A 24,855-nucleotide genomic window follows, 5' to 3' on the forward strand; every position below is an offset into this window, starting at 1 on the left:
GGGGAGTTCCTGCCTCCGGTCAGGAGGACTCCTTCGGGCTTCTGCCCCCGGCCGCGAGTTCGAACTCCGCACGCGGGTGCTCGAGCGATCCGAGGGAGACGATCTCGCGTTTGAACAGGCCGGACAGGGTCCATTCGGCGAGCACCCGGGACTTGCGGTTGACGGTGGGCACGCGGCTCAGGTGGTAGACGCGGTGCATGAACCAGGCAGGGTAGCCCTTCAACTTCCGTCCGTAGACATGTGCGACGCCTTTGTGCAGCCCCAGGGACGCGACGGAGCCCACGTACTTGTGCGCGTACTCCTTGAGGGGCTGTTCGCGCAGGGAGGCGGCGATGTTGTCGCCGAGTGTCCTGGCCTGGCGTACCGCGTGCTGGGCGTTGGGGGCGCACTCCTTGCCGGACCCGTCCGCGGTGACGTCGGGGACGGCTGCCGCGTCTCCCGCGCCCCACGCGTGCGTGACGCCGTCCACCCTCAGCTGCGCGGTGCAGTCCAGGCGGCCGCGTTCGTTCAGCGGCAGGTCGGTCGCGGCGAGCACCGGGTGCGGTTTGACGCCCGCGGTCCACACGACCGTGCGGGTGGGGAAGCGCGAACCGTCGCTCAGGACGGCGACCCGGTCCTCGCACGAGTCGAGACGGGTCTCCAGACGTACGTCGATGTTGCGGCGGCGCAGCTCACTGACCGTGTACTTGCCCATCTCCTCGCCGACCTCGGGGAGGATCCGCCCGGAGGCCTCGACGAGGATCCATTTCATGTCCTCGGCCTTGACGTTGTGGTAGTACCGCGCGGCGTAGCGGGCCATGTCCTCCAGCTCGCCGAGCGCCTCGACGCCCGCGTAACCGCCGCCCACGAAGACGAAGGTGAGGGCCGCGTCGCGGATGGCCGGGTCGCGCGTGGAGGAGGCGATGTCCATCTGCTCGATGACGTGGTTGCGCAGTCCGATGGCCTCTTCGACGGTCTTGAAGCCGACGCCGTGCTCGGCAAGGCCCGGGACGGGCAAGGTGCGCGAGATGGATCCTGGGGCCATGACGATCTCGTCGTACGTGATCTCGACGGCGCCCGAGCCCTCGTCCTCGGTGGCCAGCGTGGTGAAGGACGCGGTGCGCTTGGCGTGGTCGACCGTCTTGACCTCGCCGATGACGATGCGGCATCTGTCGAGGACGCGGCGGAGCGGGACCACGACGTGGCGCGGCGAGATGGAGCCGGCCGCGGCTTCGGGCAGGAACGGCTGGTAGGTCATATAGGGATCGGGCGTCACCACCACGATCTCCGCTTCGCCCCGCTTCAGCTCCGGCTTCAGCTTCCGCTGGAGGCGCAGCGCGGTGTACATGCCGACGTATCCGCCGCCCACAACGAGAATGCGCACAGGTTCCTTCACCATCCCATGACGCACCCAGCTCTTGAGTTTGTCCACAGCCTCAGCAATTTGTGTGACCGGTTGTCGCCCGCGGCGCGCCGTCGGGGACCTGACAGGGCGTGGGAATGAACCGCAGGTCAGAAGGGGAGGCAGGAGGAGAGCGAGGGGGTGCAATCGGGTCGGAATCGGTGCGTACTCCGATCGAGGGGCGGTCCGTGCGGAACCCACCTCTTCTGAATTGACTCTGGCTCAACTATGTTCGTGTGCTGTCGGGGTGTCGGGGGATGCGCTCGTCGGGTCCAGCTACGGGGCCCGGGAATCGGGCTCGCTCCTCACGCTCCGGGTGTCAATGGCGGGGAGTGTCTCCGGGGGGAGACGTCATTACCGGGGGAAACGCGTATGCATATTCAGGAATCTCACTGGACTTCGACCACGGCGTCGGCATCGGCTGTCGCCACCAGCGGGAACGGACGCGACATGGGGGACGGACCGCGTTCGACGCCGCTGCGTGTGGACGCACAGCGCAATCTCGAGCATGTTCTTCGCGCGGCGCGCGAGGTCTTCGGCGAGCTGGGTTACGGCGCGCCGATGGAGGACGTGGCCCGGCGCGCACGGGTCGGCGTCGGCACGGTCTACCGCCGCTTCCCCAGCAAGGACGTGCTGGTGCGGCGCATAGCCGAGGAGGAGACCTCCCGGCTGACCGACCAGGCGCGTTCGGCGCTCGGACAGGAGGACGAACCGTGGTCGGCGCTCTCGCGCTTCCTGCGGACGTCCGTCGCCTCGGGCGCGGGGCGGCTCCTGCCGCCGCAGGTGCTGCGGGTGGGCGTCGCGGACGAGGTCGCGGGGGTGCGGGACGAGGAGGCGCGCGTGCCGCAGCAGCGGCAGGCGGCTCCGGCCGGTCCCGACCTGCGGCTCGTCGAGCAGCGCTCGGCCCCGGCCGAGGAGTCGGCGGCCGACGACCCGGGGGCGGTGGCGCTCCTTGACGTCGTCGGGCGCCTCGTGGAGCGGGCGCGTGCGGCGGGCGAGCTGCGCGCGGACGTGACCGTGTCGGACGTGCTCCTGGTGATAGCGACGGCGGCGCCCTCGCTGCCGGACGCGGCGCAGCAGGCGGCGGCGTCCTCGCGGCTGCTCGACATCCTGCTCGAGGGGCTGCGCTCGCGCCCCACGGTGTGACGCGGTTCGGGGTGGCTCAACTCCCGGTGAACATACGGCTGTTGAGCCTTCCCCGAATGAGTGAACGGTAGTGCTCGAATACGGGAAATCACCTCGGACGGGTGGTTGACCGTCATCGCCGTTCGCCGTAGCACGGCCGTATGGCACTCTTTCCCGGATGGCCGGGTCTGAGTGTGCAAGCGGGGGCTTCCGCGATGAGTGGTGACGGGCGGGACGAGTCGTCCTCCGCCTTGGGCGAAGAGGCCGGAGGGCTGCCTTCTCGGCAGGTGCCGAGCCAGGGTGGACCCGGAGCCGGTGGCGGTCCGAGCGATGCGGATCCCAGCGTTCCGCCGCAGCGGGCAGCGGCCGAGGCCGGAGCCCCCCTGTCCGGGGACGGCTCCGCGGCCGACAGCGACTTGATCGCCCAGATGCGGGCGGGCGACGACACCGCGTACGAAGAGCTGTACCGAAGGCACGCCGAAGCCGTCCGCCGGTATGCCCGCACCTGCTGCCGGGACGCGCACACCGCCGACGACCTCACGGCCGAGGTCTTCGCGCGGATGCTGCAGGCGGTCCGCGGCGGCAGTGGGCCCGAGCACGCGGTGCGCGCCTATCTGCTCACCACGGTGCGCCGCGTCGCCGCCGGGTGGACGAAGTCGGCGAAGCGGGAGCAACTGGTCGAGGACTTCGCGGTGTTCGCGGCGCAGGCCTCGCGCAGCTCCGAGGTCTCCGACGACGACACTCTGGACCTGGGCGCGGACGTGCGCGCGATGCACGAGGCCGAGCAGTCGATGGCCATGCAGGCGTTCCGGAGCCTTCCGGAGCGCTGGCAGGCCGTGCTGTGGCACACGGAGGTCGAGGACGAGTCCCCGAGCGACGTCGCCACGCTCTTCGGGCTCGACGCCAACGGCACCCGGGTGCTCGCCAAGCGGGCGCGCGAGGGTCTGAAGGAGGCGTATCTCCAGGCCCATGTGAGCACCACGCTCACCGCCGACGAGGAGTGCGCGCGGTACGCCGACCGGCTCGGCGCCTACGCCCGCGGCAGTCTGCGCACCCGGGCCGAGCGCGGCCTGCGCAAGCACTTGGAGGAGTGCGCCAAGTGCCGCCTGGCCGCGGGCCAGATCAAGGAAGTCGCCAGCGGTATTCCCGGGGTCGTGCCGATCGCGGTCATCGGCTGGTTCGGCGCCGCCGGGTACGCGAAGGTGGCCGCCCTCGTCGGTGGTGGCGCCGCGAGTGCCGCGGGCGCCGGCGCGGCGGGCGCGGCAGCGGCGAGCGGCGGCTCCTCGGGGGGTGCGGCAGGCGGTGCGGCCGCGTCCGAGGGGCTCGGCGCGCCCGCGAAGGCCGGTATCGCGGCGGCCGTGGTCGTCGCGGCGGCGGCCGCTGCGATCGCCCTCACCGCGGGCGGCGGGGACAAGCCCAAGGACCTGCCGAGCGCCGGGAAGCCTCCGGCCGCCGAACCCGTCGTGCCGAGCAAGCCTCCGCCCCCGAAACCGAAGCCGAAGCCGAAGCCCGAACAGCCGGTCGCAGAGCCGAAGCCGAAGCCTCCTCCGAAGCCGGCCCCCGAGCCGAAGCCGACCCCGACGCCCACTCCGAAGCCCGAGCCGCCGGCCCCGAAGCCGACGCCGACTCCCACGCCGTCCGAGCCGAAGCCCGAGCCGCCGCCTCCGCCGCCGCCCGCCCCGGCGGTCTACCAGTGGAGCGAGCTGCAGTACGGCGTCGTCGGTGACGGCACCAAGCCCGAGATGCGGCTCGGCGAGAGCAGCTGGGTCTGGCAGCGGTCCGGCCTGTCCATCGCGGACCGGCAGTACGGCCACGGCGTGACCGTCCATGGCCAGTCCTCCGTCACCATCGACCTGAACCGCGCGTGCTCGTCGTACGACGCGGTCGTCGGTGTCGACGACATGACGATGGGCCTCGGCAAGGTGCGTTTCTCGGTCTTCGGCGACGGTGTGCGGCTGTGGCGTTCACCGCTGATCAAGGGCGGGGACGCGGCGGTGCCGGTGCAGGTGAACCTGACCGGGCGCAAGACGATCCGCCTGGTCGTCGAGCCGCACTCGCCGTTCGACTCGGCCGCGCTCGCGGACTGGGCGCAGTCGCGCTTCCGCTGTACGTAGGCCGCGGTTCAGCTCAGCTCCACACGAAGATGTGGGTTCAGCTCAGCTCCGCGAGCGCCTCGGCGGCGGTGAGTTCGGCGCCTGCCGCGCGCTCCGCCTCGTACCGTTCCGAACCGAGGGCGGCGAGCGCCGCCGTCTCGATCTGTTCGGCCTCGGCCAGCTCAGGCATCGGGCGCGGATTGCCGCTCCGCAGCCGGGTGCCGAAAGCAAGCAGGCGGGCCGCGCGGGGGTGGTCGCCGACCCTGCTCACCAGGGTGGCTCCGCCCTCCACGAGGGAGGCGATGACCACCTCCGCGCACCGGCTCTCAAGGGCCCCCCGCAGGCCGTCGGCGAGCAGGGGCAGTGCTTGCGCCGGGCCGGACTCGGCGGCCACGACCTGGGCCTCAAGGCCCTGAAGTGCCGCGATGAACTGCGGCGGCGGCGTGCCGCGCCCGGCGTCGGCGTGGGCCTCCTCGAACAGGGCGCGGGCCTTGGCGACTTCGCCGTCGTCCAGCGCCATCAGCGCCTGCAGTGTCCGGATGAACGCCCACGAGTCCGACACCCCGTACCGGTCGGCCTCGATGCCTGCCTCGTGCAGGGCCTTCGCCGCCAGGTCGCGGTCGCCCTCGCGGTACGCGATCTCGGCGAGGCGGGCGATCAGGAAAGGTGTCTCGGCGTAGGCGCCCACTTCGTAGGCGAGCCGCAGCGCTTCGTCGTACTCGACGCGGGCCTCCGCGTGCTGACAGCGCGCCATCGCGGCCTCGCCCGCGGCGCTGGACACCTGGGCGCGCATCCAGCGGTCACCCGCGCGCCTGCTCAGGCCGCGCAGCTCCGCGAGATCCTCGTCGACACCGGACAGATTGCCGGGGGCGTCGACGGCCTGGTGCGTACGGAACATCAGGCTGACGCCGATCTCCCAGTCACCGCCATACCTACGGCAGTTGGCGACCACGTCGTCCAAGCCGGGTCCGGCCGCGTCGGGGCCGTCCAGGAAGTACGCGGTGAACGGCCAGATGAGGCCGGGGAAGCGGGCCGCCGCCGGCACCGGTTGCGCGAAGGCGTCACGCACCCGCCTGAGGTACGCGCGGTCCTCCTCGCCCGCCAGCGCTTCCGTCGGCCTTGACTCCGCCACCAGGAAGAAGTGCAGCAGCCGCAGGCTCATCCAGGACCAGTGGAGCGGGTCGCCCGTGTCCTCGGGGATGCCATCGGGCCCGTCGGGCGGCAGCGGCGGTGCGAGGCGCAGGATGCCGGCGACCCAGCCCGCGCCCTCTCTGCGGTAGTTCCGCATGGACCAGAACCAGCCCACACCCAGGGCGATGGCCAGGGCGTCCTCGCCCTCGCGGGACTCGATGGCACGCTGCAGGGCCGCGCGGATGTTGTCCAGCTCCGTCTCCAGGCGCTGGATCCACGGGAGTTGGTCCGCCGAGCGGAGCAGCGGCTCGGCCTCTTCGACCAGTGCACGGACGTACGCGGTGTGGCGGCGGCCCGCCGCGGTGCGGAGCTCCGGGGTCTCGGCGGCTCGCTCGGTGGCGTACTCGTGGATGGTCTCCAGCATGCGGTAGCGCATGTCGCCCCTGGACGTGGGCTCGGCGATGAGCAGGGACTTGTCCACGAGGGCGCCGATGAGGTCGGCGACAGGTCCGGTGCAGACCGCCTCGGCCGCCGCGAGGTCCCAGCCGCCCGCGAAGACGGACACCTCGCGCAGCACCGTCCGCTCGGGCTCGTCGAGCAGATCCCAGGACCAGTCGACGACGGCCCGCAGGGTCTGCTGGCGGGGCAGGACCATGCGGCTGCCGCTGGTGAGGAGGCGGAAACGGTCGTCAAGGCGGTCGGCGATCTGCCGGGGCGAGAGCAGGCGCAGGCGGGCCGCTGCCAGCTCGATGGCGAGCGGGAGGCCGTCGAGACGGCGGCAGATCTCGGCGACGGCCTCGGCGTCCTCCTCCGGGTCGAAGTCCGGGCGCACGGCTGTGGCGCGCTCGGCGAAGAGGCGGTGCGCCGGGTCGGGCGGCAGGGGCTCGACGGGGCGGACGAACTCCCCGGGGACACCCAGGGGTTCGCGGCTGGTGGCGATGACCGTGAGGTCCGGGCAGCGCGTGAGGAGGGTCTGGGCGAGCTCGGCAGCGGCGCCGATGACGTGTTCGCAGTTGTCAAGGACCAGGAGCAGGCTGCGCGGGGCGCAGTACTCGACGAGCAGGGCGGCCGGGTCCTCCTGCGTGACGGTCATCTCGCTGGTCATCAGCGCGGTCTCGCGCAGACCCAGGGCGCTGACGACAGCTCCCGGAACCGCCTCGGGCCGGTCGAGCGGGGCGAGCTCGGCCAGCCATGCCTGCGGATGCCCGGCGGCGGCTTCCTCGGCGAGGCGGGTCTTGCCGGAGCCGCCGGGGCCGGTGAGGGTGACCAGGCGGGCTCGTCTCATGTCTGAACGGATGGCGGCGAGTTCGGGTTCCCGGCCGACGAAGGAAGTCAGGCGGGGACGGAGGTTGCCTCTCCGCTCCGAATGCTCCTGGCCCCCCGGACGCTCCTGTCCCCCCGGACGCTCCGGGGCCTCAAGACGGTTCGCCCCGCCGGTGGTGAGCGCCGCGGACCCGGCCGGGTCCAGCAACTCCGCGTGCAGCGCTCGCAGTTCCGGGCCCGGGTCGGCGCCGAGCCCCTCGGCGAGCGTGCGGCGAGCGTTCTCGTACGCGGCAAGGGCGTCGGCCCCACGGCCCGCGTCGCGCAGGGCCCGGATCAGCAGGGCGTGCAGCGCCTCGTCGTACGGCTGGGCGGCGGTGAGCTCTTTCAGCTCCGGTACGACGTCGGAGGCGTGGCCCAGGTGCAGCCGCGCCTCGACGCGTGCGCGGGTCGCCTCGGCGTGCAGCGCTTCGGGGCGGGTGGCCGCGCTGCGGTCGGGCAGGTCGGCGAGGGCGGGGCCGCGCCACAGGGCGAGTGCCTCACCGAGGGTGCGGGCGGCCGACGCCGGGTCGTGGTGGTCGAGTGCCGCCCTCCCCTCGCGTACGAGGCGTTCGAAGCGGTGCAGGTCGATGTCTTCGGGGGTGACGGTGAGGCGGTAGCCGCCGGGGTCCGAGGCGACGGCGGCCTTGCCGAGGGCGCGCCGGAGCCTGCCGACGAGGGCCTGGAGGGCGGCGGTGGCGTCGGTGGGGGGCTCGTCCTCCGCCCATACCTCGGCGATGAGGGATTCCACGGGGACGGTCCGGTTGGTGCGGAGCGCGAGGGCGGCCAGGAGCGCGCGAAGCCGTCGGCCCCCTACGGGCAGGGGCGCTCCTTGTTCGTCGTACGCCTCGGTGGCGCCCAGGATTCTGTACCGCACGGGGTCATTCTCCCTGGTGGGGTCGCGCGAGGCGCGAGGGTTTTCCTTCCCTGGGCGAGCCGCTCCAGGTGCTCCGGTGGTTCTCGGGCTACCGCCCCGCCCCCAAGGCACCCCTCTGCGGCACGACGCTCCCCGTAGGGACAGCCCTCTGCCGCGCGGGCGTGCCCGTCCAGCACGTCCCCCTGCGGGACAGCAGGCGGCGCAGCCACAGCTCCGTGGAGACCAGGTCCGCCAAGCCGTCCAGCGGCAGTGGTTCTCCCTCCGCCGCCCCGCGCAGCGCCTTGCGGACCACGCGGGCCTCCACCAGGCCCGCCTGTGCGAGCAGGGGCGTGTCGAAGAGGGACAGGAGGTCGTCCACCGCGACCCGCAGGCCCGTCCGCGCCGCCGCCGCGGACGACGCGTGGGACGGAGCGCCCCAGCCGGGCGGCAGTTCGGCCACCCCGGCGCCTTCAAGGACCGTACGCAGGATGGCCGCGCGTGCCCCTGGCTGGACGCGCAGGGCCACGGGGAGGGCACGGCAGGCGCGGACCACCTGGTTGTCCAGGAAGGGCGCGTGCAGGCGCTGGAAGCGGACCTCGGCGGCCTGTTCGAGGACGCGCAGGTCGGCCGCGTGCCTGGCGAGCGCCGCGCGGGCGCGGAATTCGCCGGGGCGCTGGCCGGGTCCGGCGCCGGGACGTCCGGTCGTGTCCTGGAGGCGAACCGATACTTCAGCGAGGGCCTCGCCCGTCAGCCACCGGGCCGCGGGCCCCGGTCTCGCCCACGCGAGACCGGCGAGGGACGCCCCCACCGCCCCGCCCGGCTCGTCGAAGCGGCGCTGGAGGAGACGGTCGGCGAGCGAATCGACGCCCGCGCGGTAGGACATCCGGGAGAGCTTGCGCGCGGCGCCGTACACGCGCGCGGGGACCATCACGGAGCCCGGGGAGCCGTCCGCTTTCGCCAACGCCGCGACGGGGCGCACCAGATGGCGCCGCCTGCGGTCCATCAGGAGGTCGGCGAGGCGGGCCGGGTGCGCGTCGAGTACCTGCCGTGCGCCGTACCCCGTGAAGTGGTCCGCGCTGCCCGAGGAGAGCCGCGCACGGTGGCGCTGGGCCGTGACGAGGGTGGCGCTCGGCTCGTCCGTCAGAGGGCCGTCCAAGTCCGCGTACGGGAGGGCCTCTTCGCCCGCGGCGACCACTACGTGGTGCAGGCGGGGATTGGCCGCGATGGCGCCCGCCCGCTCCAGCTCGGCCTCGCGGCCGTTGATCGCGAGGTCGTTGAAGGTGACGGCAAGGAGCCGCTCCCCCGCGCCCGTGCCGTGGCCGAGGACCGTGCCGGGCATCCCCGGGAGGCCCGCCGCGAGCAGCGCGAGCGTGCCGGACGCGGGCCCTCCGGAGAGGTCGGCGCCGATGCCGGGCACCGGCATCCCGCGCGCCGCGCGCCGCTCCGCGGGGCCCATGCCGGGCACGGGTCCGGGGTCGACCTCCGTCGCTCCGGGGACGTGCCGCGGGGCCGCGAGCCGGGTGCGTACCGCCTCCACGAGGGCGTCTCGGACGCCGTCGACCGCGGTGGTCGCGTCGGCGGCGGGCGCGGCGACCGCGAGGGACGCCACGTGTTCGTACCCGGCGATCTCGCGGGCGCCCGCGCGCAGGATCAGCGCGTGCCCCGGTGGCACACGGCGCACGCCCTGGTAGGGCGTCGAATCCTGGAGCGCCTCCGGCACGTCGGGCGCCGCCAGGAGCGCCGCGAGGTGGCCGATGTCCAGGTGGGCCTCGATGAGGTCGGCGAGCGGCAGCGCGGCCGTCGCGAAGGCCGTACCGCCGGCCCAGGGGGTGTAGAAGACAGGGCGCGCGCCCGCGAGGTCGCCCGCGACCATGACGCGCCGCCCGATCTGGACGACCGCGGTGTAGCTCCCGGACCACGCGGTCAGGTGCCGCAGGGCTCCGCCGCGGGCGGCGAACAGGCCGACTCTGAGCTCCTCGTCGCTCGCCCCGCAGGTGCCGAGCACCGCGATGCGCGTCTGCTCGTCGGCCTGCACCGTGCGCACCTCGTCGGCGCGCCAGTCACCCACCGCCCACAGCGGATCCGGGTCGCCCCAAAGGAGTTGGGAGCCCACGGGATGAACGGTCTCGCCGTCCTCACCGGTGGCCCCGGCCGAGCCCACCACCGAAGGCTTCGCGGCAGTGCTGCTCCACCCCACCAACCACCGCATCGTTGCCTCCACAGGCTGTGGACAACCAGTGCATCGAAGAACTGGGGTCCCATGCTGCCACGAAGGAGGCGCGCGGGAGTGGCTACGGGGGTGCTCACGCTCCCGTCGATCTGCCCCGGGGGAGCGGTACTTGAAGGGCACGACCACGCCCTGTTCGCTGCGCGGGGGCGCACTGCCCCGGCCTCCGGAGAGGCGATTTTCGGCCAAATCAGCCGGTGGCGCTCGCGTGACGGAACCGTAAAAGGCAACACACAGTCCGGGAGGCGTCGTTCGCCCCCCGGACTGGTCCGCCGCCCGCGGGGATGGAGGCGGCGGTGTCCCCCAGCCCACTGACTCCAGCGCAGCGGGCCGACCCACGCACCATCAATGGAAGCGCTCCCCTTATGGCCGGTGAAGAGCGCACACGCAGGCGCACGGCCACACACCCGGAGCACACCCCGTCACTCCCCCGCTCCCCTACCGGCAACAATCTCGCCATACGGAACTACGCCTCTTAACGCTTGGGATTCGGCGAACTACGCTGTGTGTGCTGATGTTTTCGCGGAGGCATATACCTGGGGGCTCGGCCAAATGCTCTTGCGGCCGAGGTTCCGGGCCACGGCGGTCGTAGTCGCGGACGCCGCTGCCCCTGGGGGAACGCAGCACGAATGCCGCGCGGTCAAGCCATCGCACGGCAGCCGTCTGTGTCGAGGGGTGGCGCATGTCCAGGGAGCAACGCGGGCCGAACGAAAAACTCGGCACCGTTCTCGCCCTCGCGGGAATCAGCAATGCGGGACTCGCCCGCCGGGTCAACGACCTCGGCGCACAACGCGGGTTGACGCTTCGATACGACAAGACGTCGGTGGCCCGGTGGGTGTCCAAGGGCATGGTGCCGCAAGGCGCTGCCCCGCACCTCATCGCCGCGGCCATCGGCCAGAAGCTCGGGCGTCCCGTCCCGCTGCACGAGATCGGGCTCGCGGACGCCGATCCGGCGCCTGAGGTGGGCCTTGCCTTCCCGCGCGACGTGGGCGCCGCGGTGAAGTCGGCGACCGAGCTCTACCGCCTCGATCTGGCGGGCAGGCGCGCGGGCAGCGGAGGCATCTGGCAGTCGCTCGCCGGCTCCTTCGCGGTGAGCGCGTACGCGACGCCGGCCTCGCGCTGGCTGATAACCCCGGCCGACAGCTCGGTCGCCCGCGACGTCATCCTGGACGAGCCCCGCGAGTTGGGGGGCCACTCCGAAGACAGCGGGCAGCCGATGAAGGTCGGCCACAGCGACGTGGTGAAACTGCGGGAGGCCGCCGAGGACGCCCGCCGCTGGGACTCCAAGTACGGGGGCGGCGACTGGCGTTCGTCGATGGTCCCGGAGTGCCTGCGGGTCGAGGCGGCGCCCCTGCTGCTCGGTTCGTACTCGGACGAGGTGGGCCGCTCGCTCTTCGGGGCGTCGGCCGAACTGACCCGCCTGGCAGGGTGGATGGCCTTCGACACCGGCCAGCAGGAGGCCGCACAGCGCTACTACATCCAGGCCCTGCGCCTGGCCCGCGCGGCGGCCGACGTCCCCTTAGGGGGCTACGTCCTGGCTTCCATGTCCCTCCAGGCGACCTACCGCGGCTTCGGTGACGAGGGCGTCGACCTCGCGCAGGCGGCCCTGGAGCGCAACCGCGGTCTGGCCACCGCGCGCACGATGAGCTTCTTCCGCCTCGTCGAGGCACGCGCACACGCGCGCGCCAATGACGCGCAGGCGGCCGGAGCGGCCCTCCGGGCGGCCGAGGGCTGGCTGGAGCGGGCCAGGGACGGCGACAACGACCCCTCATGGCTCGGTTTCTACGGATACGACCGCTTCGCGGCGGACGCCGCCGAGTGCTACCGCGACCTGAAGGCGCCCCGCCAGGTGCGGCGCTTCACGGAGCAGGCGCTCAAACGGCCGACGGAGGAGTTCGTCCGCTCGCACGGGCTTCGGCTCGTGGTGTCGGCGGTCGCCGAGCTGGAGTCGGGGAACCTCGACGCGGCGTGCGAGCAGGGCACACGCGCCCTGGAGGTCGCCGGACGCATCTCGTCCGCGCGGACCACGGAGTACGTGAAGGACCTGCTGCACCGCCTGGAGCCGTACGGGGACGAGCCGCGGGTGGTGGAGCTGCGGGAGCGGGCCCGGCCGCTGCTCGTGGCCCCCGCGTAGTCCGCCTCCCATGCACCTCCGGACCCTCTGCACCGCCGGATCGGCAACAGCATTTACGCCCCTTGTAACCCTGCGGTCCTCGCCGGGTTTGAGGGCGTTGTCAGTGGCGCAGTGCACTATCGGGGTGGGAGGTGATGCGGGATGGTCCGAGCCGTGGCGTACGACTGCGATGTGCTGGTGATCGGCGGCGGGATCGTCGGTCTGTCGACGGCGTATGCCATCACGCGCGCCGCGCCGGGGACGCGGGTCACCGTCCTGGAGAAGGAGCCCGGCCCCGCCAGGCACCAGACGGGACGCAACAGCGGGGTGATCCACAGCGGGATCTATTACCGCCCCGACTCCCTGAAGGCGCGGTACGCGGTGCGGGGCGCCGCCGAGATGGTCAAGTTCTGCGCGGAGTACGGCATCGCGCACGAGGTCACCGGCAAGCTGATCGTCGCCACGGAGCGCTCCGAGCTGCCCCGCCTGCACGCCCTCGTCCAGCGCGGCAGGGAGAACGGCATTCCGGTGCGGGAGCTGGGCCCCGCCCAGATAGCGGAGTTCGAACCGGAGGTGCGGGGGCTCGCCGCGATCCAGGTCGGGACGACGGGTATCTGTGACTACGGCTCGGTGGCGGAGCACCTCGCGGACGCCTCGGGGGCCGACGTCCGGTACGGGGCGGAGGTCGTCCGCATCGACCGGCGCGAGTCGCTCGGGGTGGCCGTCCGCACGGCCGACGGCTCGGTGGTGCGGGGAAAGGTCCTGGTCAACTGCGCGGGGCTGCACTGCGACCGGGTGGCGATGCTGACCGGCGACGACCCCGGGATGCGGATCGTGCCCTTCCGCGGGGAGTACTTCGACCTGGCGCGGCCCGATCTTGTGCGGGGCCTGGTGTATCCGGTGCCGGACCCGGCCTTCCCCTTCCTCGGGGTGCATCTGACGCGGGGCATCGGCGGCGGGGTCCACGTGGGGCCGAACGCGGTGCCGGCACTGGCCCGTGAGGGGTACGGATGGGGTGTGGTGCGGCCGCTGGACGTGGCGGGGACGCTGGGCTGGCCGGGGGCCTGGCGGATGGCCTCGCGGCACTGGCGGTATGGGGCGGGGGAGCTTCGGCGCTCCTTCTCCAAGGAGGCGTTCACCTCGGCGGTGCGGAGGCTGCTGCCCGCGGTGACCTCGGATGATCTTGTGCCGGTGGCGGCGGGGGTGCGGGCGCAGGCCGTCTTGCGGGACGGGACGCTGGTGGATGACTTCCTCATCCGGGAGGGGGTGCGGGCGGTGCACGTCCTGAACGCACCCTCGCCTGCGGCTACGGCTTCGCTGCCGATCGGGAGGGCGGTGGCCCGGCGGGTGCTGGCGCTGCTGTAGGGGCGGTCCCTGCGGGGCTTTCCCCAATCCCACCCCTTCCCGAAACTGGGGCTCCGCCCCAGACCCCGTACAAGATGTCCTCAAACGCCGGACGGGCTGGATTTCCAGCCCGTCCGGCGTTTGAGGACGAGCTCGGCGCAGCCGGCGATGACGGTCACCAAGGCCCTCGCGCCGAGCGAGTTTTCGGGAAGGGGCGGGGTTGGGGACTAAACTCCCCCCACTGTGTCTGAGTCACCCACCACCCCCACCAGCCCCCAAGCCCCCCGCCCGAAGGGCGAGCCCCGCTTCCCGGACGGGCCCGCGCCCGACCCCGCAGGGTCACACTTCGAGCGGCGGATCCGCAGCTTCCAGCCCCGCAGGAGCCGCGTCACCGCCGGCCAAGCGGACGCGCTCCAGCGGCTCTGGCCCAAGTGGGGCCTGGACATCGACGGGCAGCGCACCCTCGACCTCGCCGAGCTCTTCGGCGCCGACAGCCCCGTCGTACTGGAGATCGGCTTCGGTATGGGCGAGGCCACCGCCCAGATGGCAGCGGACGACCCGGACACCGGCATCCTCGCCGTGGACGTGCACACCCCGGGCCAGGGAAATCTCCTCGGCCTCGCCGAGCGGAACAACCTCACCAACATCCGCGTCGCGAACGGCGACGCCGTCATCCTGCTCCGCGAAATGCTCCCGCCCGCCTCCCTCGACGGCCTCCGCGTCTACTTCCCCGACCCCTGGCCCAAGGCCCGCCACCACAAGCGCCGCATCATCCAGCCCGACTTCCTCGACCTCGCCGCGCCCCGCCTCAAGCCCGGCGCCGTACTGCACTGCGCGACCGACTGGGAGCCGTACGCCGAGCAGATGCTGGAGGTCCTCACCGCGCACCCCGCCTTCGAGAACACCCAGGCCGACGGCGGGTACGCGCCCCGGCCCGCCTTCCGTCCCCTCACCCGCTTCGAAGGCCAGGGCCTGGACAAGGGACACGTCGTCCACGACCTGCTGTTCCGCCGTGCATCCGGCCAAGAGGCCTGACTTACCAGCCACCGGGCCCGAGACACCGTCGCGGCCCACCCCCGTCCCTCGTTAGGGTCAACGGGTGGCCATCCGTTCTCCGCACCCGCACCCAATGCCCCCCGCAGGGCCCGCCGGGCTGCGGCACGCGCGCTGGTGGCAGCGGCGGGCGATACGCGCGGCCGCCCTGGTCACGCTGCTCGCCCTGTCGGGCCTTGTGATCCTGGCCCTGGTCAGGGAACAGACCGGCACCGAAGGCTTCCTGGTCGGGCTCGGCCTCGCGACGCTGCCCGTACCGCTCCTGGTGGCCGCCTTCCGCTGGCTGCAACGCGTCCAGCCGGGCCCCTGGCGGAATCTTCTCTTCGCCTTCGCCTGGGGCGCCTGCGCCGCCGCCCTCATAGCCATCGTCGCGAACAGCTTCGCGACCCGCTGGATAGCCACCGCCACGGCCGACCCCACCAGCGCGGACACCCTCGGCGCGACGGTCATAGCGCCGATCGTCGAGGAGAGCGCGAAAGCCGTGGCCGTACTGCTCGTCTTCCTCTTCCGCAGACGCGAGTTCACCGGCATCGTCGACGGCGTCGTGATAGCCGGAGTGACCGCCACCGGCTTCGCGTTCACCGAGAACATCCTCTACCTCGGCAGCGCCTTCGGCACCGACCAGCTCAACGGCGGGACGGGGCTCGCCTCCGTGACGGCGGCGACCTTCTTCGTACGCGTCGTGATGTCGCCCTTCGCGCACCCGCTGTTCACCGTGCTCACCGGCATCGGCTTCGGCATCGCCGCGCTCAGCGCCGACCGTCAGAACTGGCGGCGCGTCCTGCTGCCGCTCGGCGGGCTGCTCCTCGCGATGGGCCTGCACGCCCTGTGGAACGGCTCGGCAAGCTTCGGGGAGTACGGCTTCTTCGCCGTGTACGCCCTGTTCATGCTGCCCGCGTTCGGACTGCTCACCTGGCTGGTCATCTGGATCAGGCAGCGCGGCCTGCGCATCGTGCGCGCCGAACTGCCCGCCTACGTGATCGCGGGCTGGCTCACCGCGCCCGAGCCCTACGCGCTCGGCACGATGCGCGCCCGCACCCTCGCCCGCGACTACGCCTCGTACACCCAGGGCAAGGCCGCGGCGCGCACGGTCGCCCAGTACGAGACGTACGCGACGTCTCTCGCGCTCCTGCGGCACCGGGGGCGCCGGGGCAGGGCGGGCGCCGACTTCGTCGTACGGGAGCGGGAGTTGCTGCACGCGCTGTGGGAACGCCGCGAGGCCGCGCGGCCCGCCCTCGCCTACGCGGCGCAGGCGACGGCACCCGTGCTCGTACCGATGCCACCGCCGTACGGGTACCGGCAGCCGTACCCACACCCCAACCCGCAGCCGTACCCCCAGCAGCCCCCCTACGGATATCCGTACGCCCAGCCTGCGATGCCCTACCCCGCGTACAACCCCTACCGCGGCTGACCGGGCCTCGGCTCAGGCGGAAGCCGCCGTCAGCGCCGACACCTCGGCGTCCGTCAGTTCGAGCTCCCCCACCGCGAGCAGCGCCGGCAGCTGCTCGACCGTACGGGCCGACGCGATCGGCGCCGCCACCGTCGGCTGCGCCGCGAGCCACGCCAGAGCCACGGTCGCGAGCTCGGCGCCGCGCGCCTGGGCGATCTCGTCGAGGGCGGCGAGCACGCGCAGGCCACGGTCGGTGCCCAGGTGCTTGCCCGCGCCCTCGGCCCGCGCGCTGTCGACCGCCGCACCCGGGCGGTACTTGCCGGTCAGGAAGCCCGATGCGAGCGCGTAGTACGGGACGGCGGCCAGGCCGGAGCGCGATGCGACCTGCTCCAGCGGGCCCTCGTAGGTGTCACGCGAGACGAGGTTGTAGTGCGGCTGAAGCACCGAGTAGCGCGCGAGGCCCTCGCGGTCGGAGAAGTCCAGGAACTCCTGGAGCCGCTCGGGGGTCACGTTCGACGCGGCGATGGCGCGCACCTTGCCGGACGTCACCAGCTCGTCGAGGGCGCCGATGATCTCCTCGACCGAGACGGTCGGGTCGTCGTAGTGCGTGTAGAAGAGGTCGATGTAGTCGGTGCGCAGGCGGCGCAGCGACTCCTCGACGCCGGACTTGATGGTGTTCGCGGACAGGCCCTTGTAGTCGGGGTGGGCGCCGACCTTGGTGGCGAGCACGACGTCGGAGCGGTTGCCGCGCGCTGCGAGCCAGTTGCCGATGACGGTCTCGGACTCGCCGCCCTTGTTGCCGGGCACCCAGGCCGAGTAGACGTCGGCGGTGTCGATGAAGTTGCCGCCGGCGGCGGTGTAGGCGTCGAGCACGGAGAAGGACTGCGCCTCGTCGGCCGTCCAGCCGAAGACGTTGCCGCCCAGGGCGAGCGGGAAGACCTCGAGGTCGGACGAGCCAAGCTTGCGGAGAGAAGTCATACGGGGCTCAACGCCTGTACGGACCACGGAATTCCATACAGCGGGACGCCGATTCCGGTCCGTGAACGGGCCTGCCGAACCGGCAGCCCTGACGTCGGGGGGTTGTCGCCAGGACCGCCGGGGTTCTGGGCTGCTTCAGAAGGGCTGCTTCAGAAGGGCCGTCTCAGAGCGACTGGCCCTTGCCGCGCAGCCACGCCGCCGGGTCGACCCCGGTGGAGTCGCCGCCCGGGTGGACCTCCATGTGGAGGTGGGCCCCGGTGACGTTGCCGGTCGCGCCGACGCGGCCGATGGTCTCGCCGGTGGTGACCTTCTGGCCGACGCTGACGTTCATCGAGGACTGGTGGCACAACCAGACCTCGGTGCCGTCGTCGAGCTCCAGGATCGTGCGGTAGCCGTACGCCCCCGCCCAGCCGGCTTCCTTGATGGTGCCGGAGTGGACGGCCTTGATGGGCGTGCCCGTGGGAGCCGCGAAGTCCAGGCCGGTGTGGTAGCCGGAGGACCACATGGAGCCGGGCTGACCGAAGGTGCCGGTGAGCGTGTACGAGGCGACGGGGAGGGTGTAGCTCTTCGCGAGCTTGGCCAGGCGCTCCGCCTCGGCCTTCTTCTTCGCGGCGGCCTCGGCCTTCTTCTTCGCGGCGGCCTGCTCGGCGGCGATCTTCTTCTCGGCCGCGGACTGCTCGGCGGCGGCCTGCTCGGCGGCCTGCTTGACGGCGGCTTCTTCGGCCGCCTTCTGGACCGCGTCGTCCGCCTGGTCCTGCTGGTTCTCGGCCTGCTCCATGATGCGGGCCCGCAGTGCCTCGCCCGCGTCCGTGGTGCCCTGCTCGGCGTCGGCGGTGCTGAGGCCCGCGGCGCTGAGGGGCGCGGCGGCGGTCGTCACGCCGTTGTCCGCGGAGCCCGAGTCAGACGAGTCGTCGGATATCAAAGACCCCACGCCCGGAAGCGACTTGGCCTCCGGCAGCGAGTCCGTGACGGCCGACAGGTCCGGCATCTCGATGGCGACCGGGGGCTTGCCGCCCTGCGCGGTGGCGATGCCGCCCGCGCCGACGGCGGCGATGACGCCTACGCCGAGAACCGTGGAGCTGCGGGCGAGCCCGCCACCGCCCCGCTTGTGGACGCGGTGCCTGCCGCGGACGGGACGGATGGACTCCTCGGTGGGATTCCATTCCTCCCAGGAATTGTCGTCGCACCCACCGAAATCGTCGTCATTCGGTACGTACACGCCTTGGGGGGCAGGGCGGTTGGACGCCACTGGGGCGCACTCCTTTCCTTCCTTCTCGCCTACCGGGTTAGCTGACGGGTTCGGAGCAGGAAGGTCTCCTACGAACATCTGGCACGGAGGCACAGATGCCCGATTCACCCCAATTAGTGGTTCCCCGGCTCCCTTTCGGGATTAGGCGCGTGCGCGCGGAGCCGACTCGAGTGACGGCTGGGACGACCGCGCTGCGTTATCGAACGTTAATAGACAGCGGGGTCGTATTCCAAGCTGTTCCGACTGATCGTTAACGTCTTTGGCCCGTACTTATCGGGACACCGAGGTCTGGAACGGGGCGAGTTGACCCCACTTCTTCACACACCGGAGCTTCACATCTCCTTGACAGTACGTCAGTTGTTATGCGGAGTGGTGTTCTTCGGTCACGGCCGGTGACATCGGCCGCCGCACCGCGAGCAGCGCCATGTCGTCGGTCCCTCCACCCCCGGTGTGCCGCCGCACTTCCTCGACGAGCGTCGCAAGGAGCGCGTCAGGTCCGTAGGGCCCCGGGAAGATCCGGCCGCCGAGCCGGGCCGCCGGGTTGTAGAACTCGCCCCGGATGTCACGCGCCTCGGAGAGCCCGTCGGTGTAGAGCAGCAGCATCGCCCCCGGCGGGAACTCCGTCTCGTCCGCGCGGTCGGGCCAGACGCCCAGATCGCCCATCCCGAGCGGCAGCGCGGGCTCGGTGGCGGACAGGACGCACAGCCGCCCGTCGCCGCGCAGGAGCAGCGGCCCCGGGTGCCCGCGGTTGATGAGGCGCACCGGACCGTCGCCGTGCGGGATCTCCGCGAGGACAGCGGTGGTGAACCCCTCGAAGGCGTCGAGCCCGTCGCGCCGCGTTCCCTCGCGCGCCAGGGCCCGCTCCAGGCGCTGCGCCACGGCCTCCAGCGTGGCCTCCTGCTCGGCGGCCTCCCGGAACGCCCCGATCACGACGGCGACGGCCGCGACCGCGCCCATGCCCTTCCCCCGTACGTCGCCCACGATGACGCGTACGCCGTGCGGGGTGTCCTGCACCGCGTACAGATCACCTCCGATGAACGCGTCCGCCTCCGCGGCCTCGTACCGCGCCGCGATATCGAGCCCGCCGATGCGGGGGTCCGGCTGCGGCAGTACGGCGCGCTGGGCGGCCTCGGCGATGGAGCGGGCGGAGGCGAGCTGCTTGTCGCTGCGGCGTACGACGCGGTTGATGACGGCAGCGAGGACGGCGACGGTCGCCACCGTGATCAGTTCGGTGACGGCCTCGACGTCGGTGGCGGTGTTGTTCTTGAAGTGCAGGGCGAGCACGGCGGCGCAGGAGCAGGCGCCGATGAGGGTGGTGCCGAACAGCGAGTAGAAGGGCGCGGCGACGAGCGGGGCCGCGGTGAAGAGGGGCGCGGCGGTGAACCTGGGCGGGGTCGAGAGGTCGTAGACGACCCCGACGACGATGAGCAGCAGGGGGAGGGCCCGCACGAGCGCGCGCTCGTGCCGGACATCGGGACGCTCGCCGCCGCCCCCGCCGCTTCCTTCTCGCTGCCCCACTCATTCAGGGTTCCCGGTGCGGCGACGCGGGGCGAGCGGTGTGGGCCGAGCGGGTTACCGACCCGGTCACGGCGGAAAACACCGAAGGCCCGGATCCATTTCTGGATCCGGGCCTTCGGTCTTTAGTAGCGGGGACAGGATTTGAACCTGCGACCTCTGGGTTATGAGCCCAGCGAGCTACCGAGCTGCTCCACCCCGCGCCGTTGAATGCAACTCTACGCCATCAGGGGGAGTGAAAGCGAACCGGTTCTCAGGGGCCAGGACACGGCCTGTGTCTCCTTCCGGTGATCGGGAGGAGGCATGCCCGGTTTGTGGCGGCGATTCGCAGTACGGTGGAGGGGATCCGTGACGTCCCCAGCAGGTTGTGCGTCGGTCTGATGCCGGTAGTCGGTGGCTCCTGAGAAGTGCGATACCCGCCAGCGGATGCTTTCCCAGCCCTCTGTGTCTGGCCCAATCATCGCGCTGCCGGGTCGGTTCCGGTCGACGGGCTGTCGTGGGCGGGAGAACGCCGCACTCCGCAGGTCATCACCTCGTCCCTTCCGCAGTGTGCAAAAAGGGGAAGGGGCGCTGAGTGCGCCATGACGGATCCATCGCGTGAGGAGCGGCTGGCCACGGCGTTCGTGGAACTCGCCGACACGCTGGTCAAGGACTTCGACGTCATCGCGTTCCTGCACCAACTGACCGAGCACTGCGTGGACCTTCTGGATGTCCGTGCGGCCGGGGTCGTGCTTGCGCTGCCACACGGTCCGGTGGTGGACGTGGCAGCCTCCGACGAGAACACCCGCCGTCTTGAGCTGGCCGGCGTGGAGTGGGACGAAGGCCCCTGTCACGACTGCTACCGCCGCGGGACTTCCGTCGCCGAGGAACGCCTGGACGATGCCGACGCCCAGGTGCGGTGGCCGCGATTCGCGCCGCAGGCGCGGCAGGCGGGGTTCACCTCGGTGGTGGCCGCCCCGCTCCAGTTGCGCGGTCAGGTCATCGGCGCCCTGAACCTGTTCAGGGACCAGACCCACCCGCTGGCCCCCGCCGGTCTGCGGCTGGGCCAGGCACTGGCGGACACCGCCACCATCGGCATCCTCCAGCAATGGGCGGCACACGAACACCGGAGCGTCATCGGCCAACTGCAGCAGGCCCTGGACAGCCGGGTCATCATCGAGCAGGCGAAGGGCGCGCTGTCCAACCGCCGTCAGATCGACGTCGACGAAGCGTTCCGCCTGATGCGCCGCTACGCCCGCGAACGGCGGGCCCCGCTGACTGCCGTGGCGCTGCAGGTCCTGGACGGCACCGCCGAGGGGCCGTTACTGGATCCCGGCACCAGCACCTGACCGGCAGCCTTGGAAAGGCGGTGCGCCGTGCCGGATCGTCCGATGGCCCCACATCTGCTCGCCCTGACCTCCTATCGCGGGGCAGGCATGCCGCTGCTGCCGCTGACCGCCTGCACACGACTGCTGAGCCTTGACGGCCTGGCACTGGCCCTTGCTCCCGGCGGCCAGGACGCCGAACTCCTGCAACACAGCGGCCTGCTGAGCGGCGCGCTCGAAGATCTCCAGCGGGTCCAGGGCCAGGGCCCCACCCCTGAGGCGGCGCAGCAATCCGCGATGGTGCTGATACCTGACGTCGCGGCCGTGGCGACCGATCGTTGGCCCGGACTGGCCGGCCCGTTGGCCGACCTGGGCATCGCCGCGGTCTTCGCGCTACCTCTCAGGATCGGGGTCATCACGCTGGGCGTGCTCACCGGCCACCGCACCGTCCCGGGCCCGCTGGCCGACGGCCAACTCGCCGACTCCCTCGCCCTGGCCAACGCCTTGGCCGGCCTCGTCGTCAACCTCGCCGCCCGGTCCGACGCCACCGGCTTCCTCGACGTCCAGTACAGCGACCTGTACTTCGCGGAGGTCCACCAGGCCACCGGGTACCTGGCCACCGAACTCGGCATACCCCCGGCCCAGGCCCTCGTCCGGCTTCGCTCCCACGCCTTCACCCACGACCTCCCCCTGCTCGCCGCCGCCCGCGCCGTGCTGCTCCACCGACTTCAGCTGGACAACGACAGACGCTGACGGCGACAGGGCATCGGTGAGCGAGATATCTACGGAACCGGTCCAGTGGCGGCCTGCGGTGGGAGACTTGGGACGGACCGGTCGTGAGGCCGGGCTTGGGAATCGCCGCCGGTGTGTGACGGCGATCCCCAAGCGTGAGGATGCGCGGCTCCCCTCCACCGCATCCTCACGAGGGCCCTCCCGGAGTTGGGGATGCGGGAATAGCCCCCACATGCCGGGCGGGCGGAGGCTGGAGCTGTGTTGTCGGCGATGCGGCTCCAGCCGGGCCTCAGTGGTGTTCCGGCTCGGGGGCTGGGAGCCTGCTGGGATCACGTGGTCGGTGACAGCACGTGAATCCTTCGTCCGGGATCAGGATATGGCCCCATGGGCTGCCGCGATAGGGGGCCGTTCCAGGCAGCAGCCCGCCCTGCGGCGCGCCCCGTGCCTGCCGTCGCGATCCGGCAACCCCGTCAGCTCTCTCCGGTGTCGGAGTCGGGCGGATCGAAGAGTGTGACGTGGCCGTCGACGACGGCACGGGACAGGGCGATCAAGGTCGTCGCCCGGGTGTGGGCGTGGGCGCGCAGCAGGGCAAGCGCCTGGCCGGTGGTGAGGGAATGGCGGTAGCTGATCATGCCGATGGCGTGGTGGACCACGGCGTCCGCCGGCAGGAGCCAGGCGTGGACGAGCTCGTCCTCGGTCGGCACGGGCGCGGCGAGAAGCAGGAGGTCGGCAGCGTCGGCATGGTCCTGGGCAACTTGCAGGTCGGCGTCGGAGATCGGGCCGGGGCGGTGGCGGTACAGGGTGAGGACGAGGCCGGCCTGCCGTGCCGGGTCGGCGCCGTTGAGGATCGGCAGGGCGTAGGCGGCGCGGATGTGGTGTGCCTTCGCCTGGTGGGCGAAGACAGGCCAGTGCCGGGTGGCGGCCTGGTCGTTGAGATCGTCGGCCAGGACCCGGGCGCGCTGGCTCAGGGCCTGCACACAGGGGCCTTCTCCGAGACTGATCTGCAGCTCCTCGCCCTTGCGGGCCAGCGGCCCGACCGCGCAGAGCGACACCCGCTGCGCCAGGGCGGCGTCGGCCGCCAGTGTGAGCCCCACGGAATACGCGCTGTGCAGGGCTCTCCGGCACGCCTCGCCGATGGTCGATCCGGGTTCTGCGTGTCCTGTGTAGCGGGCGGCGAGGAAGACGGCCTCCCGCCGGGCCCCTGTCACCGGAGGCTCGGTGCGGAAGCGGGCAGGCGCGCGGCGCTGAGGCATGCAGTCATGGTGGCGTCCGAACTCCGGCATTCACCGCCGACGCTGCCCTGATCGGAAGCCAATGTCAGGGTGGGGTGGGCGAGCTGTTCGCCTGCGGGCAGCCTGTATCTCCACCGTACGCCTCACTTCGCGTTCGGCGGAGGAAGAGCGTGCGCTGCCAAAAGGTCCCTAAACTGGAGGGCGTCGTCAGTGCGTCCTCCGCGCCTTCGGAGGCCCCTCCTGAGGCAATAGTGGGAGGTGAACGCAGTGAGCACGGAGAGTGACCTGACTCACGTACTGCGGAGCCTGCACCCCTCCCGCGGGAATCCGGGCCTGATCGGCGCCGACCCGAAACTGTGTGCCCAGGCTCTGCTCATGGACGGCATCGCCGTCTCCGCGACAACCGACGGGGGTCTGAGCGAACTGCTGTGGTCCACGGCGGGCGCCAGCGCATGGCTGGAGGACCTGCAGTTCACGATGGGACAGGGACCGGCACTCGAAGTGGCCGCTACGTGCAAGCCCGTCCTGGTGGCAGACTTGGCGCGCCTGCCGATGGACCGGTGGCCCGCCCTGCTGCCCGAGGTCACGGCCCTGGGTGTCGGCGCGGTCTTCTGCTTCCCGTTGGCCATCGGGTCCGCCTGCCTGGGCACGATGACCCTGCAGCGCGCGGCACCGGGCCCGCTGCCGGACGCCACGTCGACCGACGTCTGGCTCGTGGCCAACGCTTTGATCGCCGTTCTGCTGGACAGCGATCCGCAACAAGAAGCCCTCGCCACCGCAGCTGATTCCTCGGACTTCTACCGGGCCGCCGTCCACCAGGCCAGCGGCATGATCAGCGTCCAGGCCGAGGTCTCGCTCGCCCAGGCCCTCCTGCGGCTGCGCGCCCACGCCTACCGGTGCGGGCGGCCCCTGCTCGAGGTAGCCGAGGACGTGGTAGCCAGGCGGTTGGCCTTCCACAATGATGAAAACGGGCCGGACAATCCTGCCGGCGAAGGGACTGAAGGGCCATGACACGTGAAGAACAACTGCTGGCAGCCATGGTCGATGCCGTAGACACCCTCGTCGACGACTTCGACCTGATCGACTTCCTGCACCAGCTGTGCGACCGGTGCAATGAGTTGCTCGACGTCTCCGCCGTCGGAGTCATGCTCGCCGACCCCAGCGGCGGCCTGCAGCTGATCGCCGCATCGGACGAGCACACCCGGCTGCTGGAACTCTTCGCCATCCAGGCCGACGAAGGGCCCTGCGTGGAGTGCCACCGCGATGGCGCCGCCCGCTTCAACATCTCCCTGAGGTCCCCCGACGAGACAGCCGCCTTCCCGCTCTTCGCCGAGCGTGCCCGCCAGGCCGGATTCGCCACCACCCACGCCCTGCCGATGCACTTGCGCCGGAAGGCCGTGGGCGCGCTGAACCTCTTCGACTCCCGTGAACAGAAACTCAGCGACGCCGATGCGCGGGTGGCGCAAGCACTGGCGGACGTGGCCACCATCGCCATCCTGCAGCACCGCTCCGTCGTGCACGGCAACATCGAGCGCGCCCAGCTACGGGCCGCTCTCTCCAGCCGCATCGTCATCGAGCAGGCCAAGGGCATCATGGCCGAGCGCTGGCAGGCCACCCTCGACGAGGCGTTCGATGCCCTGCGCCGACACGCTCGCTCCCACCGGCAGAGCCTGGCCGGACTCTGCAAGCAACTCATCGACGGCTCCCTCGACTCCTCTACAGTGCAACGCCCCTGACCGCACGAACTGACCGCACAAGCCTGACCGCACCCCGGCCCGGTACCCGCCCCAGCCCTCGGCGGAAGGACGTGTCTCTCCCGCCACCGGCCTCGTC

The 24,855-nt window shown here is 71.8% G+C and carries 17 protein-coding genes, 1 tRNA gene and 1 riboswitch; of the genes, 10 read left to right on the forward strand and 8 right to left on the reverse strand.

Features of this window, described 5'->3' with window-relative positions; translation table 11 throughout:
* Window positions 1-19: 19 nt before the first annotated feature.
* On the reverse strand, window positions 20-1,378 hold the full coding sequence (locus E5671_RS23405; RefSeq protein WP_160505910.1) for an NAD(P)/FAD-dependent oxidoreductase: 1,359 nt from the start codon (window positions 1,376-1,378) through the stop codon (window positions 20-22).
* A gap of 375 nt (window positions 1,379-1,753) precedes the next feature.
* On the opposite strand from E5671_RS23405, the gene E5671_RS23410 reads away from it, so the two are divergent.
* Window positions 1,754-2,527: a TetR/AcrR family transcriptional regulator gene (locus tag E5671_RS23410; RefSeq protein ID WP_160505911.1), complete on the forward strand. Its 774-nt coding sequence runs from the start codon at window positions 1,754-1,756 to the stop codon at window positions 2,525-2,527.
* 194 nt (window positions 2,528-2,721) lie between these two features.
* Window positions 2,722-4,620 (forward strand): sigma-70 family RNA polymerase sigma factor, encoded by a 1,899-nt coding sequence (locus E5671_RS23415; RefSeq protein WP_160505912.1) that lies wholly within the window; start codon window positions 2,722-2,724, stop codon window positions 4,618-4,620.
* A gap of 37 nt (window positions 4,621-4,657) precedes the next feature.
* Here the strand turns inward: E5671_RS23415 and E5671_RS23420 are convergent, their stop codons facing one another.
* Together E5671_RS23420 and E5671_RS23425 are read right to left on the reverse strand one after the other, a co-directional pair.
* Complete coding sequence (locus tag E5671_RS23420) at window positions 4,658-7,906, reverse strand: BTAD domain-containing putative transcriptional regulator (protein ID WP_160505913.1); 3,249 nt, start codon at window positions 7,904-7,906, stop codon at window positions 4,658-4,660.
* Window positions 7,907-7,994: 88 nt separating this feature from the next.
* Window positions 7,995-10,094: an asparagine synthase-related protein gene (locus E5671_RS23425; protein WP_160505914.1), complete on the reverse strand. Its 2,100-nt coding sequence runs from the start codon at window positions 10,092-10,094 to the stop codon at window positions 7,995-7,997.
* Window positions 10,095-10,794: 700 nt separating this feature from the next.
* On the opposite strand from E5671_RS23425, the gene E5671_RS23430 reads away from it, so the two are divergent.
* The 4 genes from E5671_RS23430 (at window position 10,795) to E5671_RS23445 (ending at window position 16,033) form a co-directional block, all read left to right on the forward strand.
* Complete coding sequence (locus E5671_RS23430; RefSeq protein WP_160505915.1) at window positions 10,795-12,246, forward strand: MFS transporter; 1,452 nt, start codon at window positions 10,795-10,797, stop codon at window positions 12,244-12,246.
* 141 nt (window positions 12,247-12,387) lie between these two features.
* Entirely contained in the window at window positions 12,388-13,590 is a 1,203-nt protein-coding gene (gene lhgO, locus E5671_RS23435) for an L-2-hydroxyglutarate oxidase (RefSeq protein WP_160505916.1), read from the forward strand.
* A gap of 222 nt (window positions 13,591-13,812) precedes the next feature.
* Window positions 13,813-14,604, forward strand: a complete 792-nt coding sequence (gene trmB / locus E5671_RS23440; RefSeq protein WP_160505917.1) for a tRNA (guanosine(46)-N7)-methyltransferase TrmB — start codon at window positions 13,813-13,815, stop codon at window positions 14,602-14,604.
* 94 nt (window positions 14,605-14,698) lie between these two features.
* On the forward strand, window positions 14,699-16,033 hold the full coding sequence (locus E5671_RS23445; RefSeq protein WP_202121230.1) for a PrsW family intramembrane metalloprotease: 1,335 nt from the start codon (window positions 14,699-14,701) through the stop codon (window positions 16,031-16,033).
* A gap of 12 nt (window positions 16,034-16,045) precedes the next feature.
* Here E5671_RS23445 and E5671_RS23450 read toward each other — a convergent pair whose 3' ends face one another.
* The 4 genes from E5671_RS23450 to E5671_RS23465 form a co-directional block, all read right to left on the reverse strand.
* Window positions 16,046-16,990, reverse strand: a complete 945-nt coding sequence (locus E5671_RS23450; RefSeq protein WP_160505919.1) for an aldo/keto reductase — start codon at window positions 16,988-16,990, stop codon at window positions 16,046-16,048.
* Between the two features lie 163 nt (window positions 16,991-17,153).
* Window positions 17,154-18,239: a peptidoglycan DD-metalloendopeptidase family protein gene (locus E5671_RS23455; RefSeq protein WP_160505920.1), complete on the reverse strand. Its 1,086-nt coding sequence runs from the start codon at window positions 18,237-18,239 to the stop codon at window positions 17,154-17,156.
* A gap of 11 nt (window positions 18,240-18,250) precedes the next feature.
* A riboswitch (cyclic di-AMP (ydaO/yuaA leader) is annotated at window positions 18,251-18,397 on the reverse strand.
* Window positions 18,398-18,599: 202 nt separating this feature from the next.
* On the reverse strand, window positions 18,600-19,757 hold the full coding sequence (locus E5671_RS23460) for a PP2C family protein-serine/threonine phosphatase (protein WP_443032681.1): 1,158 nt from the start codon (window positions 19,755-19,757) through the stop codon (window positions 18,600-18,602).
* A gap of 126 nt (window positions 19,758-19,883) precedes the next feature.
* Window positions 19,884-19,957: transfer RNA gene (locus E5671_RS23465), tRNA-Met, on the reverse strand.
* A gap of 378 nt (window positions 19,958-20,335) precedes the next feature.
* On the opposite strand from E5671_RS23465, the gene E5671_RS23470 reads away from it, so the two are divergent.
* Both E5671_RS23470 and E5671_RS23475 read left to right on the forward strand, forming a co-directional pair.
* Window positions 20,336-21,082, forward strand: a complete 747-nt coding sequence (locus E5671_RS23470; RefSeq protein WP_160505921.1) for a GAF and ANTAR domain-containing protein — start codon at window positions 20,336-20,338, stop codon at window positions 21,080-21,082.
* A 27-nt stretch (window positions 21,083-21,109) separates the two neighbouring features.
* Entirely contained in the window at window positions 21,110-21,811 is a 702-nt protein-coding gene (locus tag E5671_RS23475) for a GAF domain-containing protein (RefSeq protein ID WP_160505922.1), read from the forward strand.
* 449 nt (window positions 21,812-22,260) lie between these two features.
* On the opposite strand, the gene E5671_RS23480 is transcribed toward E5671_RS23475, so the two are convergent.
* Window positions 22,261-23,043 (reverse strand): GAF domain-containing protein, encoded by a 783-nt coding sequence (locus tag E5671_RS23480; RefSeq protein ID WP_160505923.1) that lies wholly within the window; start codon window positions 23,041-23,043, stop codon window positions 22,261-22,263.
* Between the two features lie 246 nt (window positions 23,044-23,289).
* On the opposite strand from E5671_RS23480, the gene E5671_RS23485 reads away from it, so the two are divergent.
* Both E5671_RS23485 and E5671_RS23490 read left to right on the forward strand, forming a co-directional pair.
* Window positions 23,290-24,033: a GAF and ANTAR domain-containing protein gene (locus E5671_RS23485; protein ID WP_160505924.1), complete on the forward strand. Its 744-nt coding sequence runs from the start codon at window positions 23,290-23,292 to the stop codon at window positions 24,031-24,033.
* Window positions 24,030-24,758, forward strand: coding sequence for a GAF and ANTAR domain-containing protein (locus E5671_RS23490; RefSeq protein WP_160505925.1), 729 nt, complete (start codon window positions 24,030-24,032; stop codon window positions 24,756-24,758). Before E5671_RS23485 ends, E5671_RS23490 begins: the two co-directional genes overlap by 4 nt.
* The last annotated feature ends 97 nt before the right edge of the window (window positions 24,759-24,855 follow it).

Origin of the sequence: Streptomyces sp. BA2 (assembly GCF_009769735.1) — a bacterium.
GTDB lineage: Bacteria > Actinomycetota > Actinomycetes > Streptomycetales > Streptomycetaceae > Streptomyces.

Excerpts from the sequence above, each read along its gene's own strand:
- E5671_RS23405 (WP_160505910.1), bottom strand. The coding sequence starts at position 1,378 with ATGGTGAAGGAACCTGTGCGCATTCTCGTTGTGGGCGGCGGATACGTC.
- E5671_RS23410 (WP_160505911.1), top strand. The coding sequence starts at position 1,754 with ATGCATATTCAGGAATCTCACTGGACTTCGACCACGGCGTCGGCATCG.
- E5671_RS23415 (WP_160505912.1), top strand. The coding sequence starts at position 2,722 with ATGAGTGGTGACGGGCGGGACGAGTCGTCCTCCGCCTTGGGCGAAGAG.
- E5671_RS23425 (WP_160505914.1), bottom strand. The coding sequence starts at position 10,094 with ATGCGGTGGTTGGTGGGGTGGAGCAGCACTGCCGCGAAGCCTTCGGTG.
- E5671_RS23430 (WP_160505915.1), top strand. The coding sequence starts at position 10,795 with ATGTCCAGGGAGCAACGCGGGCCGAACGAAAAACTCGGCACCGTTCTC.
- lhgO (WP_160505916.1), top strand. The coding sequence starts at position 12,388 with ATGGTCCGAGCCGTGGCGTACGACTGCGATGTGCTGGTGATCGGCGGC.
- E5671_RS23445 (WP_202121230.1), top strand. The coding sequence starts at position 14,699 with ATGCCCCCCGCAGGGCCCGCCGGGCTGCGGCACGCGCGCTGGTGGCAG.
- E5671_RS23450 (WP_160505919.1), bottom strand. The coding sequence starts at position 16,990 with ATGACTTCTCTCCGCAAGCTTGGCTCGTCCGACCTCGAGGTCTTCCCG.
- E5671_RS23470 (WP_160505921.1), top strand. The coding sequence starts at position 20,336 with ATGACGGATCCATCGCGTGAGGAGCGGCTGGCCACGGCGTTCGTGGAA.
- E5671_RS23480 (WP_160505923.1), bottom strand. The coding sequence starts at position 23,043 with ATGCCTCAGCGCCGCGCGCCTGCCCGCTTCCGCACCGAGCCTCCGGTG.
- E5671_RS23490 (WP_160505925.1), top strand. The coding sequence starts at position 24,030 with ATGACACGTGAAGAACAACTGCTGGCAGCCATGGTCGATGCCGTAGAC.